Source organism: Thermus arciformis, assembly GCF_900102145.1.
In the GTDB taxonomy this organism is placed as follows: domain Bacteria; phylum Deinococcota; class Deinococci; order Deinococcales; family Thermaceae; genus Thermus; species Thermus arciformis.
Genome location: NZ_FNBC01000040.1, coordinates 1 through 21,237, shown reverse-complemented (window position 1 = coordinate 21,237; position 21,237 = coordinate 1). Strand labels below are relative to the sequence as shown.

Sequence of the window (21,237 nt, the reverse complement as noted above, 5' to 3'; positions counted from 1 at the left end):
TCCGTGCGGTGCAGGTGGATGGGGGCAGCGAGTTTATGTCCGATTTTGAGGAGGCCTGTGAACGTTTGGGCGTTAAGCTCTTCGTTCTTCCTCCGAGGAGCCCCAAGCTCAATGGTCACGTGGAGCGGATGCAGCGGACCTTTAGGGATGAGTTCTACACACGACCGTTGCCTTCACAGATCCCCGAGCTCCAAAGGGAGCTTGACGCCTACCTGGACCACTACAACCGCCGGCGACCCCACCGGGCCTTGGGGGGCCTGGCCCCTTTAGAGTACCTGGCTAGAATACGGGGGGAGGCGGTCCCCACAGAGTCTCAAATGTGTTGACCGACTACAGGGGGTTGACTTTGCCGGGAGTGGAAGTTATAATGGGGTTTGCAACTCCAAGACACATCCTTTCCACTCCCGGTTTCTGTGGAGCCCTGATAAGAACTCCCCCTAGTGCTGGGGAACGGGATCAGGAGGATTTCTTAGGAGGAGGTACCTATGGTGAGCTATAAGGCGCGGTTTGGGCTTTTGATTATGGTGCTCGTCCTTGCGGCCTGCAGCCAGCAGGGGGCGGGCCCCGCCCAGGGGGTGGACCCGCCCAAGCCCTCCGGGGAAGGGGACGGGGGGCCCTCCCTCCAGGCGGTGTACTCCCCGGGGGCGGGTACCTGGAGCCCGGTGGGCTTCGCCTGGATAGACCCTCTCCAGGGGGCAACCCGTTTGACGGATTTGGACGGTGAGGACGACGAATACACCACCGTCTCCCTTCCCTTCCCCTTCCCCTGGGGCGGCAAGGCGGTGACGGAGATCGCGGTGAGCACCAACGGGGTCATTGCCGACGGCCCGGAAGGCACCAGCGCGTATAGCAACTACTCCCTCCCCTACGGGTGGCGAAACCGCTTCGCCCCCGTATTCTGGGACGACCTCTACAACGACTGCCCCCAGGGGGGCATCTACGTCCGCACCCTCCTCTCCGGGGGCCAGCCCGCCGCCTTCGTGGTGAGCTGGGTGGCCCTGCGGCATTACGGCACGGGCTCCGCAGGGTGCCTTGGCCAAGGCCCCGTCTCCTTCCAGGCGGTCCTCTACCCGGACGGCCGCGTGCTCTACCAGTTCCTGGACACGGACTTCGGCGACCGGGGGTGGAACGCGGGGGCCTCGGCCACGGTGGGCCTCCAGGGAGCCCCCGAGAGCTACCCCCAGGCCTACGCCCTCTGGAGCTACAACAGCCCCGTGGTGCCGGGCGGCACCGCCATTCTCTACACGCCCCCTCAGACGGCGCGGGCCTTGAGCGCGGGCACCCTCACCCCCCTCTGCCTCCTACCGGACGCCCAGGAGGGCTCGCCTTACGGCCCGTTGAGCCTTTACGGCCCCTCCGACCTGGCCTCCCTGCCCTCCGGGATGACCAAGACCCTCTTCCGGGGCGGGGTTAAGGTGGACGGGGTTCCCGGTGTCGGTACGGCGGGGACCTACGTCCTGGCGGAGCCCCGGGCCCTCACGGGGGGCTGCTTCCTGAAGGTGAACCCAAGCGCCATGGCCTTTTAGGGGTCAAGACGCTCCCTCCGGCCGTGGCCGGGGGGAGTTAAGATTTTTGTAAGGCCCCATGAGGAAACTGAAGGAAGGGAGGTGAGACCGGGATAAGGAAGGGGTGGCTCTTGGGTGCTCGGACACATGGATGAAGCTTGTGGCGAAAGGCGGTTTGTAAGGGTTTGTAAGGATGCTAGAAGGAGGTGAGCGCGGTGAAGACGGCGAAGTTTCTCTTGCTGGCCCTGGCTTTGGGGGTGGGCGTTCCGGCGTTGGCCCAGCGCACCTATCTGGAGGCCGGTACCAGGGCCGATATGAGCTTTTCTTTTGCGCAGCAGACGGCTTTCTCCCTGGTAGCTGTGGTGGACGCCGGGGTGCGGGACCTGGCGGGCCCCTTCGGGGTGGGGGGGCGCTTCGGCATCGGCGTGGCCCAGGGGGGCGCGGCCTTCGAGCTTGGGCTTTCCGGTCTCTTCCACTTCGGGAAGTACGGGGCCGGGATGAGTCCCCTGGCGGGCTTTGGCTTCCGGGTCTTCTTTGGTGGGGGGCAGACGGCCTTTGGCCTCAACGGGGTGGCGGGGATAGAGTACTTCGTCAACCGCCAGGTGGCCTTCGTGGCCCGGGCCGAGCCCACCCTCTGGTTCGCGGGAGGGGCCAGCTTCGGCCTGGACCTGCGGGCGGGGCTTCGGGTCTATCCCTAGGGGGGAGCTGTGCGGGTGCTGTTGGGAGGTTTGCTTGCCTTGGCAGCCCTCCTCGCCGCCTGTGGCGACCAGGGTCAGGGGGGTGGGGGGAGCCCCCCTCCCCCCATCGGCGGCCTGCCCACCCCGCCCCCTGGAGGTGGAGGGGGTGGGACGCCCCCACCGCCTTCGGGGGGCGGCGGCTTTGCCGGGACCCTCTACCTGGGCCAGACCATCTCCCAGGGCACGGTGCGGGGGAGCTGGGTCATCGCCCTCTACTACGATCCTTCACAGGATGCCTTTGACCAAGAAAGGAGCAAGGGCGTTCAGATCGGCCAAGATGGCCGACAGGCTCCCTTCAGCGTTTCTGGCCTGGCGGCGGGGCAGTACGTCCTCGTGGGGTTTAAGGACATGGACAGGGATGGGCAGGTGAGCCCTCCGGACTACCTGGGCATCTACACGGATTCCCAGGGCAACGTCCTCATCACCCCCGGCCAGAGCGGGCTGTCCTTGGTGATGGAGCTAGTGAGCGCTTATGGCTACGGTTACCAGAATACCCTGGTGGGTCTTCCTTCTCGGGCTGTGGACGTTCTCCGGGTGCCAGCAGGAAGGTAGCGCCCCGCCCCCCCCAGGGGGGGGTGGGGGCACCTCCCCGGACTTCGCCCTGGCCCTGGAGCCCTCCCAGGTGACCCTCCAGGCGGGGGGAAGCGCCCCCTTGCGCCTCACGGTCACCCCCAGGGGGGGTTTCCAGGGGGCGGTGCTCCTCAGCCTGGAGGGGGCCCCCCAGGGGGTGGGCCTCTCTCCCCAGGCGGTGAACGTGGCCGGGACGGCCCCGGTGCAGGCGGACCTCACCCTCTCCGCCCAGGCCTCCACGCCCCCCGGGAGCTACAACCTCACCCTCAAGGCCACCTCGGGAAGCCTCGTCCGCACCCACCCCTTGGCCCTCACCGTGCGAGGGGGCGGGAACATCTCCGGCACCGTGAGCCTGGGGCCGGGCATCCAGGGCCAGGCCCCTCCCCCTCTGGAGGCCGGGGTGGGGTCCATGCCCTCCCTCCCTCCCGAACCCCAGGCGGTGCCGGGGGAGCTCATCGTGAAGCTCAAGGGCGATCCGGCTCCCCGGGCCCTTCCCTCGGTCCTACGGGCGGGTGGCTTCTCCTTGCGTCTGGAGAGGCCCATGGGCCTTCCCGGGGCGGGGGTCTACCGGGTGGAGGCGGGGGTTTCCCCCCAGGCCCTGGCCGAGGTGGCCAGCCTGGAGGCCCTGGCCGCCCAGGTGGCGGCCCTTCCCGGCGTGGCCTACGCCCAGCCCAACTACATCCGGTACCCCCTGAAGACGCCCAACGACGAGTACTACCGGTACCAGTGGCACTACGACCCCCAGCACCTGAACCTGCCCGCGGCCTGGGACCTGGAGGATGGGACGAGCCAGCTCGTGGTGGTGGCCGTGGTGGACTCGGGGGCTCTCATCCGCAAGCGCCACCCCGACCTCACGCCGGTCTTCCTGCCCGGCTACGACTTCATCTCCTACCCGCAGGTGGCCATGGACGGGGACGGCCGCGACCCCGACCCCGAGGACGAGGAGGCGGCCTCGGAGGGGGACAGGGGAAGCGGCTACCACGGCTCCCACGTGGCCGGGACCATCGCCGCCCTCACCAACAACGGCCTGGGGGTGGCCGGGGTGAGCTGGGGGGCCAAGGTGGTGCCCGTGCGGGTCCTGGGGTTGGGGGGTGGGGCCGACGCTGATATCCTGGACGCCCTCCTCTGGGCGGCGGGGGTGGAGGTTCCCGGGGTGCCCCGCAACGCCAATCCCGCCCAGGTCATCAACATGTCCCTGGGGGGTGGGGGGCCTTGCAGCCAGGTGCCCGCCTATCAGGAGGCCATCAACCGGGTGAACGCCCAGCCCCAGAAGCCGGTGATCGTGGTGGCGGCGGGAAACGAGCAGGACGACGCCAGCAAGTACACCCCCCCCAGCTGCACGGGGGTGATCACCGTGGGGGCCACGGAGTTCCGCAACTACCGGTCTTACTTCTCCAACTACGGCCCCCGGATTGACGTCATGGCCCCGGGAGGCGACGTAACCCAGGACCTCAACGGGGACGGGTACGCCGACGGGGTCCTCAGCACCGTGTGGGACAACCAGGGGGGCAGACCGGCCTACGTCTTCTACCAGGGCACCTCCATGGCCGCCCCCCACGTGGCGGGCATCGTGGCCCTCATGAAGGCGAAGAACCCCGGCCTGGGCTACGCCGAGGTCTTGAACATCCTCAAGGGCACGGCCAGGCCCCTCTCCGACCAGGCCTGCACTGGTCGGCCCCATCCTAGGGTGAACGTCTCCTTGAGGTCCTCCGACTGCGGGGCGGGTCTGGTGGACCCGGTGCGGGCCCTGCAGGCGGTGGGGGGCGGTCCCGGTCCGGGCCCGAGCCCCGACTTCCAGCTCCAGCTCTCCCCCGCGAGCCTAACCCTCGCCCCGGGGCAGACGGGCCAGGTGCAGGTGAGCGTGGTGGCCTCCGGGGGTTTCTCCTCCCCGGTGAACCTGACCCTCCAAGGGGCCCCTCCCGGGGTCACGGGGGGCTTCAGCCCCAACCCCGCCACCGCCACCAGCGTTCTCACCCTGAGCGTGGGCCAGGGGGCGGCCCAGGGGAGCTACGCCCTCACGGTGCGGGGCGCGGCGGGAAGCCTCACGCGGGAGGCCAGCCTGAGCCTGAACGTGGTGGCCGCTCCTCCTCCGCCGCCCCCGCCCGCCACCATCGCCGGCACCTATGTCTTCGGGCTCTACATAGACCAAGACGGCAACCTGGACGAAACCAAGAGCACCTACATCCGTATCCTTCGGGATGGTAGAAGCGCTCCCTATACCCTCCGAAACCTCTCCCCTGGCACCTACCTAGTGGCCGCCTGGAAGGACGTGAACGGGAACGAGGAGGTGGACGAGGGGGACTACCTGGGGGTCTACGTGGACGCTCAGGGCAACTACCTGGTCCGCCCGCCGAGGAGCGGGGTGGACTTCAGCCTGGAGGCCCTGGTGGGTACCACCCTGGATAGGGGGCAGCTGAGGAGCTGGATGGAGCGGGTACTCCGCAAGTAGCCTCTAAAAATAACCCCCACCCCCTTTAGGGTACCCGGCGGGAACCCGCCGGGTATACTTTTCCTCGTGCGCTCTCTCCTCTTGGGCCTTCTCCTTCTGGCCTCGGCCTGCGCCCTCCCCCCGCGCCTGGCGGAGGTCCGGGGGGCGTTGCGCCTGGGTCCCGGGGGGCCCCCGGTGGCCGGGGCCTGGGTGTACCTGGAAGGCCCCTTGGGGGCCTGGGGGGCGCGGACAGACGGGGAAGGGGGCTTCCGCCTTCACGTGCCGCCGGGGGCTTACAGGGCCTGGGTAGAGGGGGAGGGCCTGGCGGGGAGCGAGGTGCGGGGCCTGGAGCTGGCCCCGGGGCCTCAGCCCCTGGGCCTGGTGGCCCTCTCCCCCTTCCGCCCGGGGTGGCCCAGGAGGCCCCCTTTGCTGGAGGCCGAGGCGGGGGTGGAGGGGGGGCTTTTGCGCTACCGGGCCCGCCTCTTCCCCCAGGAGGGCCTTCCCCCCCTGGCCCTTTTGGTGGGGCTCGGCTACGTGCCCGGGACCCTGTCGGTGGGGGTGGGGGAGCACCTCTACCTGGAAGAGGCCCGGGACACCGGCTACCGCCTCCTGGACCCCAGGGGGCTTTCCGGTCCCACCACCCTCTTTCTGGTGGGCTACGACGCCAACAACAACCGGGTGGAGCTTCGCCTGCCCCTATGGCTTCCCGGAGGGGCGGGGCAGGGAGGCCCCCGGAGGGCCAAGGCCGTGGCCTACACCCTTGCCCGGCGGGTGGAGGCCCTGGGGTTCCAGGGGGGGTATAGCCTCCTGGTGCGGCTCTCTTGGGAGGGGGGGGAGGGGCCCTACAGGGTCTTTCGGGAAACGGAAGAGGGGGTTCAGGAGGTGGCCTACCTTCCCCAGGGGACGACGGCCTTCACCGACGCCGGGCCCGGGCTTCGCCCCGGGGAGCGGGTCTGCTACCGGGTGTGGGGCCCTGAGGCCCAAGCCTACGCCTGCACCACGCCCCTCCCTCCCCTTTCCGCGCGCATCTCCTCCCCCGGGGAGGGGGAGGTCACGGGCCCCACCCCTCGGCTCGCCTGGGCCGTGGAGGGGGGAGGGGGGGGGCTCTCCTATACCTTCCAGCCCGTGGTGTGGGACCAGCTCACGGGGGGAGGTATCTTTTTGGGTAGGACCGCGGGGACGGAGGTCCAGCCTCCTCCCCTTCTTCCGGGGAGGCCTTACACCTTTGAGCTCTACCTGGCGTACGCCGTGGACGACCCGGAAGACCCCAGGGCCTACAGCGTGGCCGCCGACCGGCAGGGGAGCCTTTTGGGGATCGCCGTTCCGGGGCCCAGCGTGAACTTTGAGGTGGGGCCGTGAGGAGGTGGGGGTGGCTTCTCCTGGTGGCGCTGGCCGCCTGCGGCGGCCCGAGGCTGCCTTCCCATGAGGGCAAGGGTACCTCCGCCCCTTCTCTCCTGGTCCTCGGTTACGAGACGGAGGCCCAGGTGGAGGCCGCCGCCCGGGCCCTGGGGGCCAGGGAGGTGGTACGGCTTGAGGCCCTTCGGGCCGCCCAGCTACGGCTTCCGGACGCCCTCCCTTTGGCCGAGGCCAAGGAGCGGCTCCGCCCCTTGGGGTTGCGCTACGTGGAGGAGGCGGCGGCGAGGGACTACCGGCCCCTCCCAGATGGCCTGCAACCCCAGGGGGTGAGCCCCTACGCCTGGCACCTGGAGGCGGTGCGGGCGGAGGAGGCCTGGGGGGTCTCCACGGGGGCCGGGGTGCAGGTGGCGGTGTTGGACACCGGGGTGGACGCCACCCACCCGGCCCTCCGGGGGCGGGTGCTGGAGGGTCTGGACGCGGCCACGGGCCTGCCCCTTCCCCCGGAGGCCGACGAGAGCCAGGGGGAAATGCACGGGACCCACGTGGCCGGGCTGGTGGTGGGGGAGGGCGTGGGGGTGGCCCCGGGGGCCCTTCTCCGCCCGGTGCGGGTCTTCTCCCCGTCCTACGTTGGGGACTTCCGGGTGGCCCAGGCCATCGTCTGGGCCGTGGACCAGGGGGCAAGGGTCATCAACCTCTCCTTCGGGGGCACCGCCTATTCGTACCTGCTGCACGAGGCCATCAACTACGCCCTGGAGCGCCAGGTGGTGGTGGTGGCCGCCGCGGGCAACCAGGGGAGCGTGGCCCGCTTTTACCCCGCAGGCCTCCCCGGGGTGATCGCCGTGGGGGCGGCGGACGGCCAGGGCAGGCCGGCCTGGTTCAGCAACCGGGGGTCTTGGGTGGGGGTGTGGGCCCCGGGGGTGCGGATCTACTCGGCCATTCCCTTCGGGGGATACACCCTCCTCAGCGGGACCTCCATGGCGGCCCCCATCGTGAGCGGCGTGGTGGCCCTTATCAAGGCCCGCTATCCTTTTATTCAACCTTTCCACGTTTACCAGGCGCTGAAGGCCGGTCCTGGCCCCAACGCCCCTTTGGCCCTCCAGTTCTCCAGCTTCCAGCGGCCCGCTTGCCTCTACCTGCGGGTGCTGTGGGAGGGTGCGCCCGCTTTGGATGTGGACGTAACCCTCGGGGGGCCGGGGGCCTTTTTCGCCAAAACCAACGCCCAGGGCGAGGTGAAGTTTCTTCAGCTGCCTCCGGGGGACTATAGGCTTACCCTCGCCTTCCCCACACCCCAGGGAAGGTGGTTTCACGAGCAGAGCCTAAGCCTCAATGCGGGTTTCTCTTGCCTTCTTCCCCTGACGCTTTCCCTGCCTTAAGGCTCTTTCTAAAACCTCAAGGCCAGGCCGAAGGCCAAGGTGGAGCGCTGGCTGGCCTGGCCGTCAAAGAGGTAACGCTGGTGCCCCTCCAGGAAGAGGCTGAGGTTAGGGACCACCCGGAAGCCCACCCCCACGAGGAGCTGGCCGAAGGGGGTCTGGTCCAGGTAGAGGCCACCCCCCACGCCGAAGTAGCCGTCCAGGTCGCCGTAGGAGGCGCGGAAGGTGAGGTCCAGGCTGGCCAGGCCCCGGGCGGGCTCGGCGAAGGGGGCCTCGTAGGCGAGCCTCAGGCCCAAGGGGCCAAGGAGGGCGTCGTGGCCCAGGAAGAGGCGGCCGTACAGGCTCCCGTCCACGTCCCCCCGGTAGAGGGCGAGGCCCAGGTGGAGGGGAAGGCGGCTTGGGGTGAGGGCGCGCTTGAGGGCGGCCACCTCTTCCTCCAGGGCCTGCAGGCGGGTCCGGTCCTGGGCCTGGGCGCGCTCCAAGGCCCCCAGGCGCTCCTCCAGGAGGCCCAGGCGGTCCTCTAGCGCCTTGAGGCCCCTTTCCAGGCCGCCCACCCGGGGCTCCAGGGCCTGAAGGCGGCCTTGGGCCTCCTGGGCCAGGCGCCTGGCCTCGGGGAGGTCCTTTAGGGCTTCTTCCAGCCGCCTTAGGGCTTCCTCCTGGGCGGAGCGGGCCTTCTCCAGGGCCTCGAGGCGGCCTTTAAGCTCCTCCTGGGCCCGCCTCAGGGCCTCTACCTCCTTGGGGTCGGCCTGGGGGCGGGCCTCCAGGGCCTTCAGGCGCTCCTCCAGGGCCTTCAGAGAGGCTTCCGTCCCCTTGAGGTTTTCCTCAAGCCTTTTCGCCTCCAGGGCCTTTTGCGCGGCCTCGAGGCCCTTTAGGGCCTCCTCCAGGGCCTTCACCCGCTCCTCCAGCTCCGCCGCCCTTTGGCGCAGGGCCTCGAGGGCCTTAGGGTCCGCCCCGGGCTTGGCCTCCAGCTCCCGCACCCTGGCCTCCAGGGCCTCTTTCTCCCCTTGGAGGGCGGCCAGGGATTGGGCCTGGGCCTCGAGGTCTTTTTGCAAAGCCCCCACTCCCTTAAGGATTTTCTCCACCTCTTCGGGAGAGAGCTTGTCTAGCCCGTAAGCGGCCAGGAGGCGGTAGAGGGCCAGGGCCGCTTCCTGGCGGGTCATGGGTTCACGCCAGCGATAGGTCCCGTCCGGGTAGCCGATGAAAACGCCCTTAGCCAGAAGGATTTCCACGGCTTCCTGGGCCCAGGGGGAGGGCGGAGGATCCCCGTTTTGGGCTAGCCCCAGGGTGCCGAGAACGATAGCCGAGACCAGAACACGATGAATAGGTTTCACGCAACACCACCTCCCCCTCCATTATATGCCTTGCTTAGCCCTCCTCCGGGAGCTCCCTCCCCAGGAGGAGGGTCAGGGCGTAGAGGAGGGCGGCCAAGAGGAAGAGGGCGGGAAAGCCCAGCCAGTCCGCCAGGTAGCCCCCGAGGACCGGGGAGAAGGCGAAGAGGCCCGCCAGGGTGTTGGCGAGGCCGATGGCGGCGCTCCGCTCCTCGGGCGGGGCCAGGTTGAGGAGCAAGGTGGTGGTGGAGAGGCCCAGGGCGGCCAGGTAGGCCCCCTGGAGGAGGAAGACGAGGCCGAAAAGCCCCGGGGGCAGGAGGAGGGCGAGGAGGGGGGCGAGGAGGGCGAGGAAAGCCCCCGCCTTGAGCACCCCCTTGGAGCCCCGTTCCGCCATCCTGGCCCAGAGGAGGTTGGAGAGGGTGAAGGCCAGGGCGTAGAGGGCGAGGTAAAGGCCGAGCTCCTCCCCCTGCCCCAGGACCCGCACGGCGTAGGCGGCGTAGAAGGGCTCGGCGAGGCCCGCGAGGGCGAGGAGAAGGCGCACCCCCAGGTAGCGGCGGAAGGCGGGGCGGCGGAGGGGGGCCTTGAAGTCCAGCCGGGCCTCCTTGGGGGCCTCCTCGGGTTCCTCCGTGAGGCCGAAGAGGTACCAGCCCACCCCGTAGCTCAAGGCCCCCAGGGCGAAGAGGAGGGCGTAGGGCAGGGGGAAGGGGAGGGGGAGGGCCAGGAGGAGCCGCACCAAAAACCCCGCCAGGAAGGCGAGGAGGCCCCCCACCAGGTTCCGGGCGGAGAAGAGGTGGGCCCGCCTCCCTTGGGGCGTGGTCTTGGCCACCACCTCCCAGAAGGGGAGGCTAGAGACCCCGGTGAAGAGGGCGTTTAGGAGAAGCCCGAGGAGGAAGCCCAGGAGGAGGAGGGAAGGGTTTTGGCCGAAGAGGAAGGCGGAAAGGGCCATGAGGACGAGGCCGGATAGCCTCAAGGCGGCCACCTTCCGGTAGAGGACGATCTTCCGGGGAAGCCTCGCCACCCAGGGGGCCAGGAAGGCCTGGGGCACCATCCCCCCCGCCTGGAGGAGGGCGGGGAGGAGGCCGATTAAGGCCCCGGGGGCCCCGAGCTTCGCGGCGAAGCCCGCAAGGACGATGTTGGGGTTGAAAAAGGCGTCCCCCAGCCACACCAGCCAGCCGTTCACCACGGCCAGGCGGTAGTTCCGCTCCCGCAGGTCTAAGATGGAGAGGATGGTGCTCTTGCCTTCCCTCGGGGCCTTCCACATCCTGCACCCACGCTACAACGCGGCCACGGTCTTGGCCATCCTGGAGGAGGCCCGCCCCCCTGTGGTCTACCTGGCCTCCCTTTCCCCGGAGGCCCTGGAGGGGGGAGGCTGGCGGGAGGAGGACCCCCTCCTCTTCCACCTCCTCCCCTGGGCCGAGGAAAGGGGCGTCCCCGTGGTAGCCCTGGACGGGGAGGCCCACCTCAAGGCCGAGGCCGAGGCCTTCCGGGAGGCCCTGGGCCAGTTCCCCGGGGGAAGGCCCCACCTGGAGGCCATGGCCGCCTTTGACCAGGCCCTTCTCGCCCTCCTGAAGGAGCCCCTGACCCCGGAGGCCCTGGGCTCGGAGGCCTTTTTGGGGCGGCTTCGGGAGGTCTACGGGGGCTTCGCCCGGGCCTTCGGGGAGGGCCCGGCCACGGGCTTCCGGGCAAGGCGCATGGCCCGGGTGGCGGAGGCCCTAAGGGGGAAGGAGGGGGCGGTGGTGGCGGAGCTTTTGGACTACCTCTTCCTGGCGGAGGCCTTCCCCGGGGCGCTTCCCAAGGCCCACGAGCCCACGGAGGCGGAGAGGCAAAGGGCCCTTTTGGACCGGGCCTGGCAGCTTAAGGAAGAGGACGACTGGGGGAAGCTTCTTGAGGGGCTTTTCGCCCTGGGGACCCCCGAGGCCCTCTACCTCGCGGCCCAGGTCTACCTGGCGGCGGGGGAGTGGCAGGAGGCCTTAAGCCTCATGGAGGAGGTCTTCCGCATGGACTTCCAGCGCCCGGAGTACCTCCCGGGCTACGTCCTCGCCCGCTTCGGGCAGCTACTGGACCTGGCGGGGGAGAGGGGGCGGGCCCTAAGGGCCTATAAGGGCGTCCTCGCCCTCTCCTGGGCCCCGGAGGAGGCCCGGGCCATCGCCCAGGCCGGGCTCAGGGCCCCTTTTCGCCTCTAAGTGGCTGCACGTTGATTTCGCAACACGGGTTGCCCGAAATAAGGCTTGGGAAGATCCTTTTGGGGCCCCCACCGCGGCGAAAGCCGCGGTGGGGTACTTAAGTACCCCGCTCTGGCTTGGGCCAGAGCGGGGGCCCCAAAAGGCGGCTCCAGGGAGGCCCGGCTTGGGCCCGGGGGCTTTTGTCCCGTGGGAGGAGGGGTATCCTCGGGGTATGGAGGTGGCGCTCCGCCGCGCCCGCCACGCCCTGTACCTGCGCCTGGCCGCGGCCCACGCGGGGCCCTTGGGCCTGGCCCTGTTGGGCCATGGGGAGCTCGCCCCCCTCTACGAGAAGGCCTACGCCTTCTGCTCGGGGGCGGAGGGGCTTCCCTGCGCCGGGGTGGGGGGGGAGCCCCGGGTCTGCCTGGCGCGGCGGCTTGAGCACCTGGCGAGGAGCGCTCTCCGGGGAGGCAGGAAGCGGCGGGAGCAGGAGCGCCGGATGGTGGAGGGGCTTTTGGTCTGCGTGGCCCACCTGGAAAGGGAGTTCCCCCCGGAGCTCCTGCCGGTCCTCGAGGCCACCCGGGAGGCCCTGGAAAAGGACCTGGAGTACCTCCAGGGCCAGGGCGCCTAGGGGCTTTAGAGCAGGTGGTGCATCTTGCCCAGGACCAGCATCAGGGCCACGGTGGAGGCGGCCAGGACGATGAGGATCAGCATGAAGAGGACGAAGCGCAGGTCAAAGGTCTCCCCCTCGGTGGTGAGGACCCGGGGGTTGAGGATCAGGTAGAAGAGGAACGTGACCAAGGCCGCTCCCAAGGCGAAAAGCGCGATATAGACCATACCTTCCTCCCTTACCCGAGGCTTAAGAGGGCCTCGAGGCTTGCCCTCAAGTTTACCAGCCCCACCCCGTAGGTGGGAACCCCCAGGGCCAGGCCCACGGAGCCCAGGTAGGGGCCCTGGACCAGGGGAAGGTCCAGGGGCGGGGGCGGGGTCCGCCAGGGCGCGTAGGCCCGCACCTCCCGGTAGACGAGGCCCGTGGGGGCCTCCACCTCCAGGGAAAGGGGGGCGCCCGCCCCTTCCAGGGGTTCCCAGCCCACCTCCGTCTCCTTGCCCCCGGGGTAGGCGAGGCCGAGCCCCTCCCCGGGGAAGGCCAGGAGGAGGCGGTCCGGGCGGTGGCGGCGGAGGAGGTGTTCCAGGGGAGTGCGGGTGGGCCCGGTGAGGGGGAGGCCTTCTCGGGTGGGGGAGAGGGGGGAGGGGTCCAGGGCGAGGAGGACCCGGCCCCGGAAGGCGAGGCCGTTTAGGGCCTGGAGCACGGAAAGGGCCTCCGTGTAAGGGGCGTGGAGGAGGACCGTGCGCCCGCCCCTTCCCCCTTCCAGGTAGCCGAGGAGGGTGCCGAACTCGTCCAGGTAGGCCCGCACGTGCCCCGAGAGGGCCTCGAGGTCCTGGGAGAGGGCTTCCAAGAGATGGGCGGCCATGTTCTCATGGTATCCTAAGGCCCGTGCGCTACCTGGTCCTCTCGGACATCCACGGGAACTGGCCCGCCCTCGAGACCGTCCTCCGGGCCGCCCCGCCCTTTGACCGGGTGCTCTTCCTGGGTGACGCGGTGGGCTACTACCCCGATGGGGACCGGGTGCTGGACTGGCTTTGGGAGGTGGGGGCGGAGTGCGTCCTGGGCAACCACGACGCCTGGCTCCTGGCCCTGGAGGCCCTGCCCCAGGAGGGGGTGGTGCTGGAGATCCTGGCCTGGCAGCGGAGGCGGCTTGCCAAGCGTCACCTGGAGTTTTTGGCCTCCTGGCCCTGGCAGAAGGAGGTGGAGGGGGGGCTTCTCGTGCACGGAAGCCCCTGCGACCCCCTGGAGTACCTGGACGACCTCGCCCTGGCCCGGGAGGCCTTCGGCTGCACCGGGGCCCGCCTCGCCTTCCACGGCCACACCCACCTGGCGGGGGCCTTCCTGGAGCTCCAGGGCCCCCGCCCCTGGGTGCGCTACCAGGCCTTTCCCGAGGGGGGGGAGCTCCTCCTGCCCCCGTCGGTGCGGGCTCTGGTGAACCCGGGCTCCGTGGGCCAGCCCAGGGACAGGGTGCCGGGGGCGGCCTTCGCCCTCTGGGAGGGGGACCGGATCCTCTTCCACCGGGTGGCCTACGACCTGGAGCGGGTGGCCCACCGCCTCGCGGAGGAGGGCTTTCCCCCATGGCTCTACACCCGCCTCACCCTTGGGGAATAATCGGCCACGAGGAGGTCCTGGGGCTTCTGCCCAGGCTTGGGGCCTCCACCCTCCTCTTCTCCGGACCGGAGGGCGTGGGGAGGCGCCTCGTGGCCCGCTGGTACGCCGTGGGCCTCAACCGGGGCTTCCCCCCGCCCCCCCTGGCGGACCACCCGGACCTCCTGGAGATCGGCCCCAAGGAGCGGGGCCTCCGGGGCCAGGCGGAGGTGCGCTTAGAGGAGGTGGAGCCCCTTTTTGACTGGTTCGCCGCCCACCCCCGGGAGCGGGTGAAGGTGGCCCTCCTGGACTCGGCCCACCTCCTCACGGAGGCCGCGGCCAACGCCCTTCTTAAGCTTCTGGAGGAGCCCCCTTCCTACGCCCGCATCGTCCTCATCGCCCCAAGCCGGGACACCCTCCTCCCCACCCTGGCCTCCCGGGCCCTGGAGGTGGCCTTCGGCCCGGTGCCGGAGGCGCGCCTCAGGGCCCTCACGGAGGACCCCCGCCTCCTGGCCTACGCCACCGGGGCCCCGGGCCGCCTCCTCAAGGCCTTGGCCGATCCCCAGGCCTTCTCTGAGCGCTGGGCCAAGGCCGAGGCGGCCCTCTCAGGTCCCCCCCTCGCCCGGCTGGCCCTTCTGGAGGAGCTCCTTGGGGAGGAGGAGGGCTTCCACCTCCTCCGCGCCCTCCTCGGCCACCGCCCCGAGGCCCTTCTGGCCCTGGAGCGGGCCCGGGAGGCCCTGGAGAGGTACGTGAGCCCCGACCTCGTCCTGGCCCGCCTGGCCTTAGACTTAGGGGTATGACGGTGGGCGTCCGCTTCCGTACCCCCCTTCTCCGCTACTTCCGCTTCCGGGGGGAGCCCCCGCCCCTGGAGGCCTACGTGGTGGTGCGCACGGGGAGGGGCCTCGAGGTGGGCAAGGTGCGCACCCCCCCGAGGAAGGCCAAGGAGGAGGGGGAGGTGGTGCGCCTGGCCACCAAGGAGGACCTGGACCGGGCGGCTCGCCTCCGGGCCCAGGCGGAGGAGGTCCTTTTCTACCTCCGGGCCCGCCTCAAGGAGGAGGGGGTGCAGGCCAAGGTCCTGGGGTGCGACTTCACCCTGGACGGGAGCCACCTCACGGTGCACTACGCCGCGGCGGAGCGGGTGAACCTGAGGCGCTTGGGCCGGGAGCTCGGGGAGCGCTACGGGGCCCGGGTGGAGTTTCTGGCCGAGGGGCCCCGGGAGGAGGCCCAGTACCTGGGGACCCTGGGGGCTTGCGGCATGGAGTCCTGCTGCTCCACCTGGCTTCAGGGCTTCGCCCCGGTGTCCATCAAGCTCGCCCGGGACCAGCAGCTTCCCTTAAACCCCGAGAAGATCTCGGGGCCCTGCGGGAGGCTTCTTTGCTGCCTCACCTACGAGCACCCCGTCTACCAGGAGCTTCTCAAGGAGCTTCCCAAGAAGAACGCCCGGGTGTGCACGAGGGAGGGGGTCTGCGGCAAGGTGCAGAAGGTGAACCCCTTGAAGGGCACGGTGGAGCTCCACCTGGAGGACGGGAAGACCCTCGAGGTCTCCAAGGAGGAGCTCGCGTGAGGCGGCGGCCCTTTGGCCGTAGGAGCGGGGTCTTGGGGGCGTGGACCTTGGTCCTTCTGGCCGCCTGCAGCGCTGCGGCACTTCCGGGGACTTCTCCCCCCCCTTCCTTCACCCTCGCCCTCAACCCCGCAAGCCTCTCCGTCCAGCAAGGGGGGCAAGGACAGACCACCCTGACCCTCACCCCGCAAGGGGGCTTCACGGGGACGGTGGACCTCTCCCTCGTGGGGGCTCCCGAAGGGGTGAGCCTCTCGCCTACGAGCCTCCAGGTGACGGGCACCGAACCCGTGAGCCAGGCCCTCACCCTCACGGTGGCCTCTGCCGTTCCTCCCGGAACCTACGCCCTCGAGGTCCGCGGCACTTCGGGAAGCCTCACCCGGGAAGCGGACCTCACCCTCACCGTGAGCGCACCGCCCCCACCTCCCGCTCCTTCCTTCAACCTCTCCCTCAACCCCAGCCTCTCCCTCCAGCAGGGGGGCCAGGCCCAGGTCACCCTGACGGTCACCCCCGAAAACGGCTTCACCGGGACGGTGGACCTCTCCCTCGTGGGAGCCCCTAGCGGGGTGAGCCTCTCCCCCACAAGCGTGGGCGTCCCCGGTCCAGGCCCCGTGAACCGGACCCTCACCCTCACGGTGGCCTCCTCCGTGAATCCAGGCACCTACGCCCTAAGGGTGCGCGGCACCTCGGGAAGCCTGGTGAGAGAGGTGGACCTCACCCTCACCGTGAACGCCCCGCCTCCTTCCCCCTCCTTCGCCCTCGCCCTGGACCCCACTAGCCTCTCCGTCCAGCAGGGGGACCAGGGGCAGGTAACACTCACCCTCACCCCCCAGAATGGCTTCACCGGGACGGTCGCCCTCTCCCTGGTGAACGGCCAAGACCAGGTGCCCCAGGGGCTCTCCCTCTCGTCCACGAGCGTCCAGGTCACCGGGTCTAGCCCCGTGAACCAGGCCCTCACCCTCACCGCCTCCTCCACCACCCCCACCGGCACCTACCGGATCAAGGTGCGGGGCACGGCGGGAAGCCTCACCAAGGAGGCGGACCTCACCCTCACGGTGAACGCCTCTGCCCCGGTGCGGACCTGGGTCTACCAGCTCACGGGCTACCCCTCTTCGGGCCTCGCCGCCTTGGGGAAGACCGGGGCCGACCTCTTCGTGGTGGACCTGACCAAGGACGGCCAAACCCCCTGGCGCCTAGAGGACCTGGCTCCCCTTGGGGGCAGGCCTGTCCTCGCCTACCTCGAGGTGGGGGGCCTGGAGGACTACCGGGTGGAGTACCCCTTGGTGCGGCAACAGGCCCCGGACCTCCTCTTGAACCCGGTCCCCGGGTGGCCCGGGGAGCGGTACGTCCGGTACTGGGACGAGCGCTGGTGGACCCTGGTGCTCAAGCCCCGCCTGGACAAGGCCCTGGCCGCGGGCTTTAGGGGGGTTTACCTGGACCTCGTGGACGCCTACGAGGGCATCGACCTGAGCCTGGTTCCCGGGGAGACCCGGGAGCGCCTGGCGGGGAGGATGGTGGACCTTCTCCGCCGCGTCCGCGCCTACACCCAGGGGGTCCGGCCGGGCTTTTGGGTCTTCCCCCAAAACGCCCCGGAGCTCCGCACCCGACCGGGGTACCTGGAGGCCGTGGACGGGATCGGCCTCGAGGAGCTTTTCTTCTACGCCACGGACAAACCCTGTACGGATCCAGGGTGCCGGGAGCGCCTGGAGCACGCCCGGGCCATCCGGGACGCGGGTAAGCTCGTCCTCACCGTGGACTACGCCACCCTCCCCCAGAACGTCCAGGCCGCCTGCCAAAAGGCCCGGGCCGAGGGGTTTGTGCCCTACGTGACCACCGTGGGCCTGGACCGCATCAGCCCTCCGTGTCCGTAGGGAGGAGGAGGTGCCGCTCCTTGGCGACGAGGGGGAAGAGCCCGTGGGCTAGGGCCCGCTTCCGGGCGAAGCGGGCGAGGTTGGGGCGGTCGGCGTAGTCCAGGCTAAAGCGCTCCAGGGAAAGCCCGGCTAAGGTGAGGGCGGTTTGGGCGTTGGCCCGGAGAAGGGGGCGGGGGAGGGGCCTGGGCCCCCCTTCCCAGGTGGTGGAGAAGGCCTCAAAGACCACCCCGTCTACGGCGTCGGCCATCTGGGGAAGAAGGGCGAAGCCCCGGTTGGCCAGGAGGTAGGCCGGGCCCACAGCCCGCCTGAGGGTGAGGAGGAGGGCCAGGGTGGCCTCACGGGAGACCGAGGCCGCCTGGTCCAGGTTGTCCAGGAAAAGCCCCCTAAACCCCTGGGCGAGGAGGCGCAGGGCCTCCTCCACCACCCGGGCCACCCAGGCCGGGTGCCCGGGGTCCACGAGGCGGGTTCCCCAGCGGGGGTTCTCCCGGGGAAGCTGCCAAGGGGCGGGGGGTCCGGGGTCTTCACCTAGGCTCAAGTAGGCCAGGGCCTCCGTGGGGGCGAGCCGGGCCAGCTCCTCGGGGGTGTAGGCCCAAGGCTGGAGCACCACCCGGCGGTAAAGCCGCAAGGCCTCGAGGCGGCCTTGGCCGTAGTAGAAGCCCAAGGGCCTAGAGAAGGTAGATCCCATAGCGCTCCGGGTGCCGGAGGTGCTCCAGGAGGACCAGGGCCAGCCCCAGGCCCACCGCGCCCAGGACGAGGGGGTTGCCGCTGAGGTGGAGGAGGAGCGCCGCCAAGAGGAGGCCTAGGGCGCTGGCCCGCGCCTCGGCCAGGGCGTTAAGCCCGAGGCCCATGGCGCTCACCAGGCCGAGGAGCCCAAACCCCAAGAGGGCCGGGCCGTAGCCCTGGGCCCAGGGCCAGGCCAGGAGGAGGAGCAGGGTGGGAAGGGAAGCGGTGAGGAAATACTCCCAGAAGCTTTTCTGGACGGCCAGGAGCAGGGCCATGGGGTCCTTTTCCCGCCACAGGGCCCTCCCCAGGTGGCGGACGAAGTGGGCCAGGCGGAGCTCCACCAGGAGGGTGCCCAAGAGGTAGAGGACGAGGCCCACCAGGGCGCCTTCGCCGGAAAGCCTCACCAGCTGGAGGAGGAGAAGCCCCTGGCCGAGGCCGTAGAGGGGGTAGGCCCACTCTTCCGCCAGGGTTTCTCCGAGAAGCGCCCAGGCCCTCCGGCCCGGGAGCCTAGCCCTTCCGAGCAGGTATAGGAGGAAGACAGGGCCCGGGAGGAGCCAGGGAAGGGAGAGGGCCCAGGCGGCTGTGGCGAAGGCTGCGAAGAGGGCGCTTTGGCCCAGGGCCTGGACCCTTTCTCCCCGTAAGGAGAGGATCCCAACGCCGATCCACGCCAGGCCCACGTTCCAGGAGGCCCACGCGGCGCGGTCCAGGGGGGCGAGGAGGGTGAGGCCCAAGGCCCCCAGCCAGACCGCGAGGGTGAGGGGCCCTTGCGCCTCGAGGCCCTCCAGCCGTACCGCCGCCCTCTGGGCGAGCCGGGCGGCAAGCTGGCTCCAGGAGAGGAGGAAGAGGGCGGGGAGCCATCCCACCTGGCCCAGGGGGAGGAAGACGAGGAGGGTGCCCCCCAGGGTGAGGGCCAAGGCCAGGTGGCGCCAGCTGAGGTTTCCCTCCACCCTGGGCGCCTTTGCCTTGGGTTCCAGGTCCCGACTCCCCAAGGCGAAAAGGGCCTTGGCCAGGGCGAAGGTGTCGGGCAGGCCGAAGGCCTTCTGGACCCGGTAGCGGTTGAACCCCAAGACCTCGAGGTGGGCGGCAAGCTCATAGGGGTCCGCCGCCTGGCGGAGGAGGCCGGAAAGCTCCTGGGCTAAGGCCTCGAGGTCCTTGGGGGAGGGAGGTGCCGAAACGGGTTTTCGGTAGCTTCCCCTGGCGCTCAACTTACCCCCTTCTCCTGGGCCAAGGCGAGCTCCTCGTAGATCCCCTGGTAGTGGGCCAACATCTTCTCCAGGGTGTAGAGCTGGAGCACCTTTTCCCTGGCCTTCGCTCCCATTTCCAAGCACCGCTTGGGGTCGGTGAGGAACCCCAGGAGGGCTTCCCCCAGGGCTTGGGGGTCCATGGCCGGCACCACCTCCCCCACCCCTTCCAGAACCTCCCCCACGCTCCCCACCCGGGTGCCCACCAGGGTCCGGCCCACGGCCATGTTCTCGATCACCGTGTAGGGGAACCCCTCGGAGATGCTGGAGAGCACCCCCACCCAGCCCCGGTGGTAGGCCTCGTGCACAGGGTTCGCGGGCCCCATGAAGGCCACGTTTTCCTGGAGGCCCAAGGCCTCCACCCGGCGGCGCACGCTCTCGGCGTAGGCCTCGTTCCCCCGGGGCACGGGCCCGTAGAGGAGAAGCCGGGCTTCGGGGAGGGCGGCCGCCACCCGGGCGAAGGCCTCCACCAGGGTGTGGAGGTCCTTCAGGGGGTCTATGCGCCCCACCCAGACCGCGGTGGGCGGCCCCTCCAGGGACCTGGGGGCGGGGGGGAAGAGGCTGGGGTCCACCCCGTTGGGCACCACCCGCGTCCGCTCCGGAGGGGCCCCGAGCTCCACCTCCCAGCGCTGGTTGAAGCGGCTCACGGAGGTGACAAGGCTCGCCTCCCGGTAGGCCAGGCGGGCGAGGAGGTGGTAGAAGCGGGCCTGGGCTAGGCGCTCCGCCGGGGAGGGGTCGGCCTCGGAGAAGGCCAGGTAGCGCTCCCGCAGGAAGACCCCGTGCTCGGTGAGGAGGAGGGGCACCCCGAGGTGCTGGGCCACGAGCCAGGAGGGCAGGACGGCGAGCCCTCCGCTCGTGGCGTGCACCAGGTTCACCTCGGGGATGGGGTCCAAGGAGAGGATGGGCACGAGGACGGCCCGGAGCCAGTGGAGCACGGCGAGGCCCTCCCCGAGGGAGGGGGGGCGGCCGAGGAGGGGGGTGAGGGCCTCCCCCAGGAGGGCCTGGGTTTTGGGGTGGAGGAAGAGGTCAAAGAGGGGGCGTTTGCGGAGGAGGAAGAGCTCCCAAAGCCCCTCTTTAAAGCCCTCCAGGTCCAGGTTGAGGAAGCTCAGCAAGGCCCTTAGCGCCCGGAGGAAGGCGTGGAGGGGAGGGGGCCTTAAGGCCCGTCGGGGAGGGGGGCGGAAGAGGTGGAGGGTGTGCAGCCTGGCCCCGGGGGGGAGGGGAAGGGCGGGCTTGGTCTCCCGGGGGCCCCAGAGGGCGAGCACGGTGAAGTCCGCCCTCAGGCCGAAGAGGAGCTGCTCGCACCAGCGGCTTACCCCTCCCACGGCGTAGGGGTAGGTCCCCTCGGTGACGAAGAGGACCCGGAGGCTAGAAGCCATACTCCCCCCTGCCCAAGAAGCAGCGCTTCTCCCCGGCGTAGACCTCGCACCCCGGGGCCAGGATGCCGGTGACCCAGAGGGGTTTCCCCTCTACCCGCACCCTGCGGCCTTCGGGGTCAATGACCACGCGGCTAGACCCCGTGCGCAGGGCCTCAAAGTGGCGGTAGCGCTTGAGGGCGTACTCCCCGTACTCCCCCCAGGAGGGGGAGAGGAGGGGAAGGTCGGTGTAGGCGGCGTACTTCGCCAGGAGGGTCTCCAGCCAGTCAAAGACCAGGCTCCTCCCGGGGGCGTAGACGTGCAGGTTGGCCTGGTGGAAGTAGTGGCTTCCCCCGTCCGTGAGGAGGTGGTAGAGGGCGAGGTTCGTCTCCTGGCCCAGGTACTCTTCGTAGGTGAGGTCCCGGGGCCAGTAGGGGCTCGTGCCCGAGGGGCCGTAGACCCCGTTGTAGGCCGCCAGGGCCTGGTCGGCGGTGGCCACGTTATAGAAACCCAAGTTGCTACCCAGCCATCTTCTGGGTCAGGAGACTGATGTTATGGGCCAGGACGAAGGTGAGAACTTTGATGACGAAACCCTCCTGGGTCACGGCGTGGATGCGCCTGGGGAAGAGGTGATGGAGCATGCTCCCCACCGTCTCCACCACCCTCCGCCCCACGATGGCCAGGTACTGCATCCAAGGGAGATACCGCCGGCTGTTCCTCCTGCGGATGACCATGGGAACAACCTCCTGGGCCTCCCGGAGGAGGTCCTCGTACAGATGGCTCTCGTACCCCCGGTCCAGGTAGAGCTCCGCCCCCTCGGGAAGGTCCAGGGGAAGGAGGAGAAG

At 70.1% G+C, this 21,237-nt stretch carries 20 protein-coding genes and 2 pseudogenes; 13 read left to right on the top strand and 9 right to left on the bottom strand.

Annotated features, from left to right (window positions below; all coding sequences use genetic code 11):
- The 7 genes and pseudogenes from BLP62_RS11370 to BLP62_RS11340 all read left to right on the top strand — a co-directional run.
- A pseudogene (locus BLP62_RS11370) lies at positions 1–346 on the top strand (integrase core domain-containing protein); the annotation flags it as partial.
- A 139-nt stretch (positions 347–485) separates the two neighbouring features.
- The gene (locus tag BLP62_RS11365) at positions 486–1,526 is read left to right on the top strand and encodes a hypothetical protein (protein ID WP_093008458.1); all 1,041 of its coding nucleotides are present in this window, start codon (positions 486–488) and stop codon (positions 1,524–1,526) included.
- A gap of 185 nt (positions 1,527–1,711) precedes the next feature.
- On the top strand, positions 1,712–2,203 hold the full coding sequence (locus BLP62_RS11360; RefSeq protein ID WP_093008457.1) for a hypothetical protein: 492 nt from the start codon (positions 1,712–1,714) through the stop codon (positions 2,201–2,203).
- 30 nt (positions 2,204–2,233) lie between these two features.
- Positions 2,234–2,794, top strand: a complete 561-nt coding sequence (locus BLP62_RS13605) for a hypothetical protein (protein WP_143004360.1) — start codon at positions 2,234–2,236, stop codon at positions 2,792–2,794.
- A gap of 70 nt (positions 2,795–2,864) precedes the next feature.
- The gene (locus BLP62_RS11350; protein WP_176758209.1) at positions 2,865–5,261 is read left to right on the top strand and encodes a S8 family peptidase; all 2,397 of its coding nucleotides are present in this window, start codon (positions 2,865–2,867) and stop codon (positions 5,259–5,261) included.
- Positions 5,262–5,327: 66 nt separating this feature from the next.
- The gene (locus BLP62_RS11345) at positions 5,328–6,599 is read left to right on the top strand and encodes a carboxypeptidase-like regulatory domain-containing protein (protein ID WP_093008456.1); all 1,272 of its coding nucleotides are present in this window, start codon (positions 5,328–5,330) and stop codon (positions 6,597–6,599) included.
- Positions 6,596–7,969, top strand: coding sequence for a S8 family peptidase (locus tag BLP62_RS11340; protein ID WP_093008455.1), 1,374 nt, complete (start codon positions 6,596–6,598; stop codon positions 7,967–7,969). The genes BLP62_RS11345 and BLP62_RS11340 overlap by 4 nt, the downstream gene beginning before the upstream one ends.
- Positions 7,970–7,977: 8 nt before the next feature.
- Here the strand turns inward: BLP62_RS11340 and BLP62_RS14420 are convergent, their stop codons facing one another.
- Positions 7,978–9,297: an S-layer homology domain-containing protein gene (locus BLP62_RS14420; RefSeq protein WP_093008454.1), complete on the bottom strand. Its 1,320-nt coding sequence runs from the start codon at positions 9,295–9,297 to the stop codon at positions 7,978–7,980.
- A 34-nt stretch (positions 9,298–9,331) separates the two neighbouring features.
- Positions 9,332–10,555, bottom strand: coding sequence for an MFS transporter (locus tag BLP62_RS11330; protein ID WP_093008453.1), 1,224 nt, complete (start codon positions 10,553–10,555; stop codon positions 9,332–9,334).
- On the opposite strand from BLP62_RS11330, the gene BLP62_RS11325 reads away from it, so the two are divergent.
- Positions 10,512–11,477 (top strand): hypothetical protein, encoded by a 966-nt coding sequence (locus BLP62_RS11325; protein WP_093008452.1) that lies wholly within the window; start codon positions 10,512–10,514, stop codon positions 11,475–11,477. The genes BLP62_RS11330 and BLP62_RS11325 overlap by 44 nt on opposite strands.
- A 211-nt stretch (positions 11,478–11,688) precedes the next feature.
- Positions 11,689–12,084 (top strand): hypothetical protein, encoded by a 396-nt coding sequence (locus BLP62_RS11320; protein ID WP_093008451.1) that lies wholly within the window; start codon positions 11,689–11,691, stop codon positions 12,082–12,084.
- A 5-nt stretch (positions 12,085–12,089) separates the two neighbouring features.
- On the opposite strand, the gene BLP62_RS11315 is transcribed toward BLP62_RS11320, so the two are convergent.
- Both BLP62_RS11315 and BLP62_RS11310 read right to left on the bottom strand, forming a co-directional pair.
- A complete protein-coding gene (locus BLP62_RS11315) occupies positions 12,090–12,290 on the bottom strand; it encodes a hypothetical protein (protein ID WP_093008450.1) in 201 nt (66 codons plus the stop codon).
- Between the two features lie 11 nt (positions 12,291–12,301).
- Positions 12,302–12,925, bottom strand: a complete 624-nt coding sequence (locus BLP62_RS11310; RefSeq protein WP_093008449.1) for a hypothetical protein — start codon at positions 12,923–12,925, stop codon at positions 12,302–12,304.
- Positions 12,926–12,948: 23 nt separating this feature from the next.
- Here BLP62_RS11310 and BLP62_RS11305 point away from each other — a divergent pair, with 23 nt between their 5' ends.
- From BLP62_RS11305 to BLP62_RS14145, 4 genes are read left to right on the top strand one after another with little or no spacing between them, the layout of a single operon-like run.
- Positions 12,949–13,671: a metallophosphoesterase family protein gene (locus BLP62_RS11305; RefSeq protein WP_093008448.1), complete on the top strand. Its 723-nt coding sequence runs from the start codon at positions 12,949–12,951 to the stop codon at positions 13,669–13,671.
- Positions 13,638–14,447, top strand: a complete 810-nt coding sequence (locus tag BLP62_RS11300; RefSeq protein WP_093008447.1) for a DNA polymerase III subunit delta' — start codon at positions 13,638–13,640, stop codon at positions 14,445–14,447. Before BLP62_RS11305 ends, BLP62_RS11300 begins: the two co-directional genes overlap by 34 nt.
- Positions 14,444–15,211, top strand: coding sequence for a PSP1 domain-containing protein (locus BLP62_RS11295; protein WP_093008446.1), 768 nt, complete (start codon positions 14,444–14,446; stop codon positions 15,209–15,211). The genes BLP62_RS11300 and BLP62_RS11295 overlap by 4 nt, the downstream gene beginning before the upstream one ends.
- Positions 15,208–17,076 (top strand): endo alpha-1,4 polygalactosaminidase, encoded by a 1,869-nt coding sequence (locus tag BLP62_RS14145; RefSeq protein WP_241374265.1) that lies wholly within the window; start codon positions 15,208–15,210, stop codon positions 17,074–17,076. Before BLP62_RS11295 ends, BLP62_RS14145 begins: the two co-directional genes overlap by 4 nt.
- Here the strand turns inward: BLP62_RS14145 and BLP62_RS11285 are convergent.
- The 5 genes and pseudogenes from BLP62_RS11285 to BLP62_RS11265 form a co-directional block, all read right to left on the bottom strand.
- Positions 17,057–17,737, bottom strand: a complete 681-nt coding sequence (locus BLP62_RS11285) for an endo alpha-1,4 polygalactosaminidase (RefSeq protein ID WP_241374264.1) — start codon at positions 17,735–17,737, stop codon at positions 17,057–17,059. The two genes, BLP62_RS14145 and BLP62_RS11285, sit on opposite strands and share 20 nt — an antisense overlap.
- 4 nt (positions 17,738–17,741) lie before the next feature.
- Positions 17,742–19,004, bottom strand: a complete 1,263-nt coding sequence (locus BLP62_RS13810) for a hypothetical protein (RefSeq protein ID WP_093008444.1) — start codon at positions 19,002–19,004, stop codon at positions 17,742–17,744.
- Positions 19,001–20,416 carry a GT4 family glycosyltransferase PelF gene (gene pelF / locus BLP62_RS11275; protein WP_093008443.1) on the bottom strand — a complete coding sequence of 472 codons (1,416 nt, stop codon included), beginning with the start codon at positions 20,414–20,416 and terminating at the stop codon, positions 19,001–19,003. Before pelF ends, BLP62_RS13810 begins: the two co-directional genes overlap by 4 nt.
- Positions 20,406–20,906: a hypothetical protein gene (locus BLP62_RS11270; protein ID WP_093008442.1), complete on the bottom strand. Its 501-nt coding sequence runs from the start codon at positions 20,904–20,906 to the stop codon at positions 20,406–20,408. The genes pelF and BLP62_RS11270 overlap by 11 nt, the downstream gene beginning before the upstream one ends.
- Positions 20,907–20,910: 4 nt before the next feature.
- Positions 20,911–21,237 (bottom strand): annotated as a pseudogene (locus BLP62_RS11265) (IS982 family transposase); the annotation flags it as partial.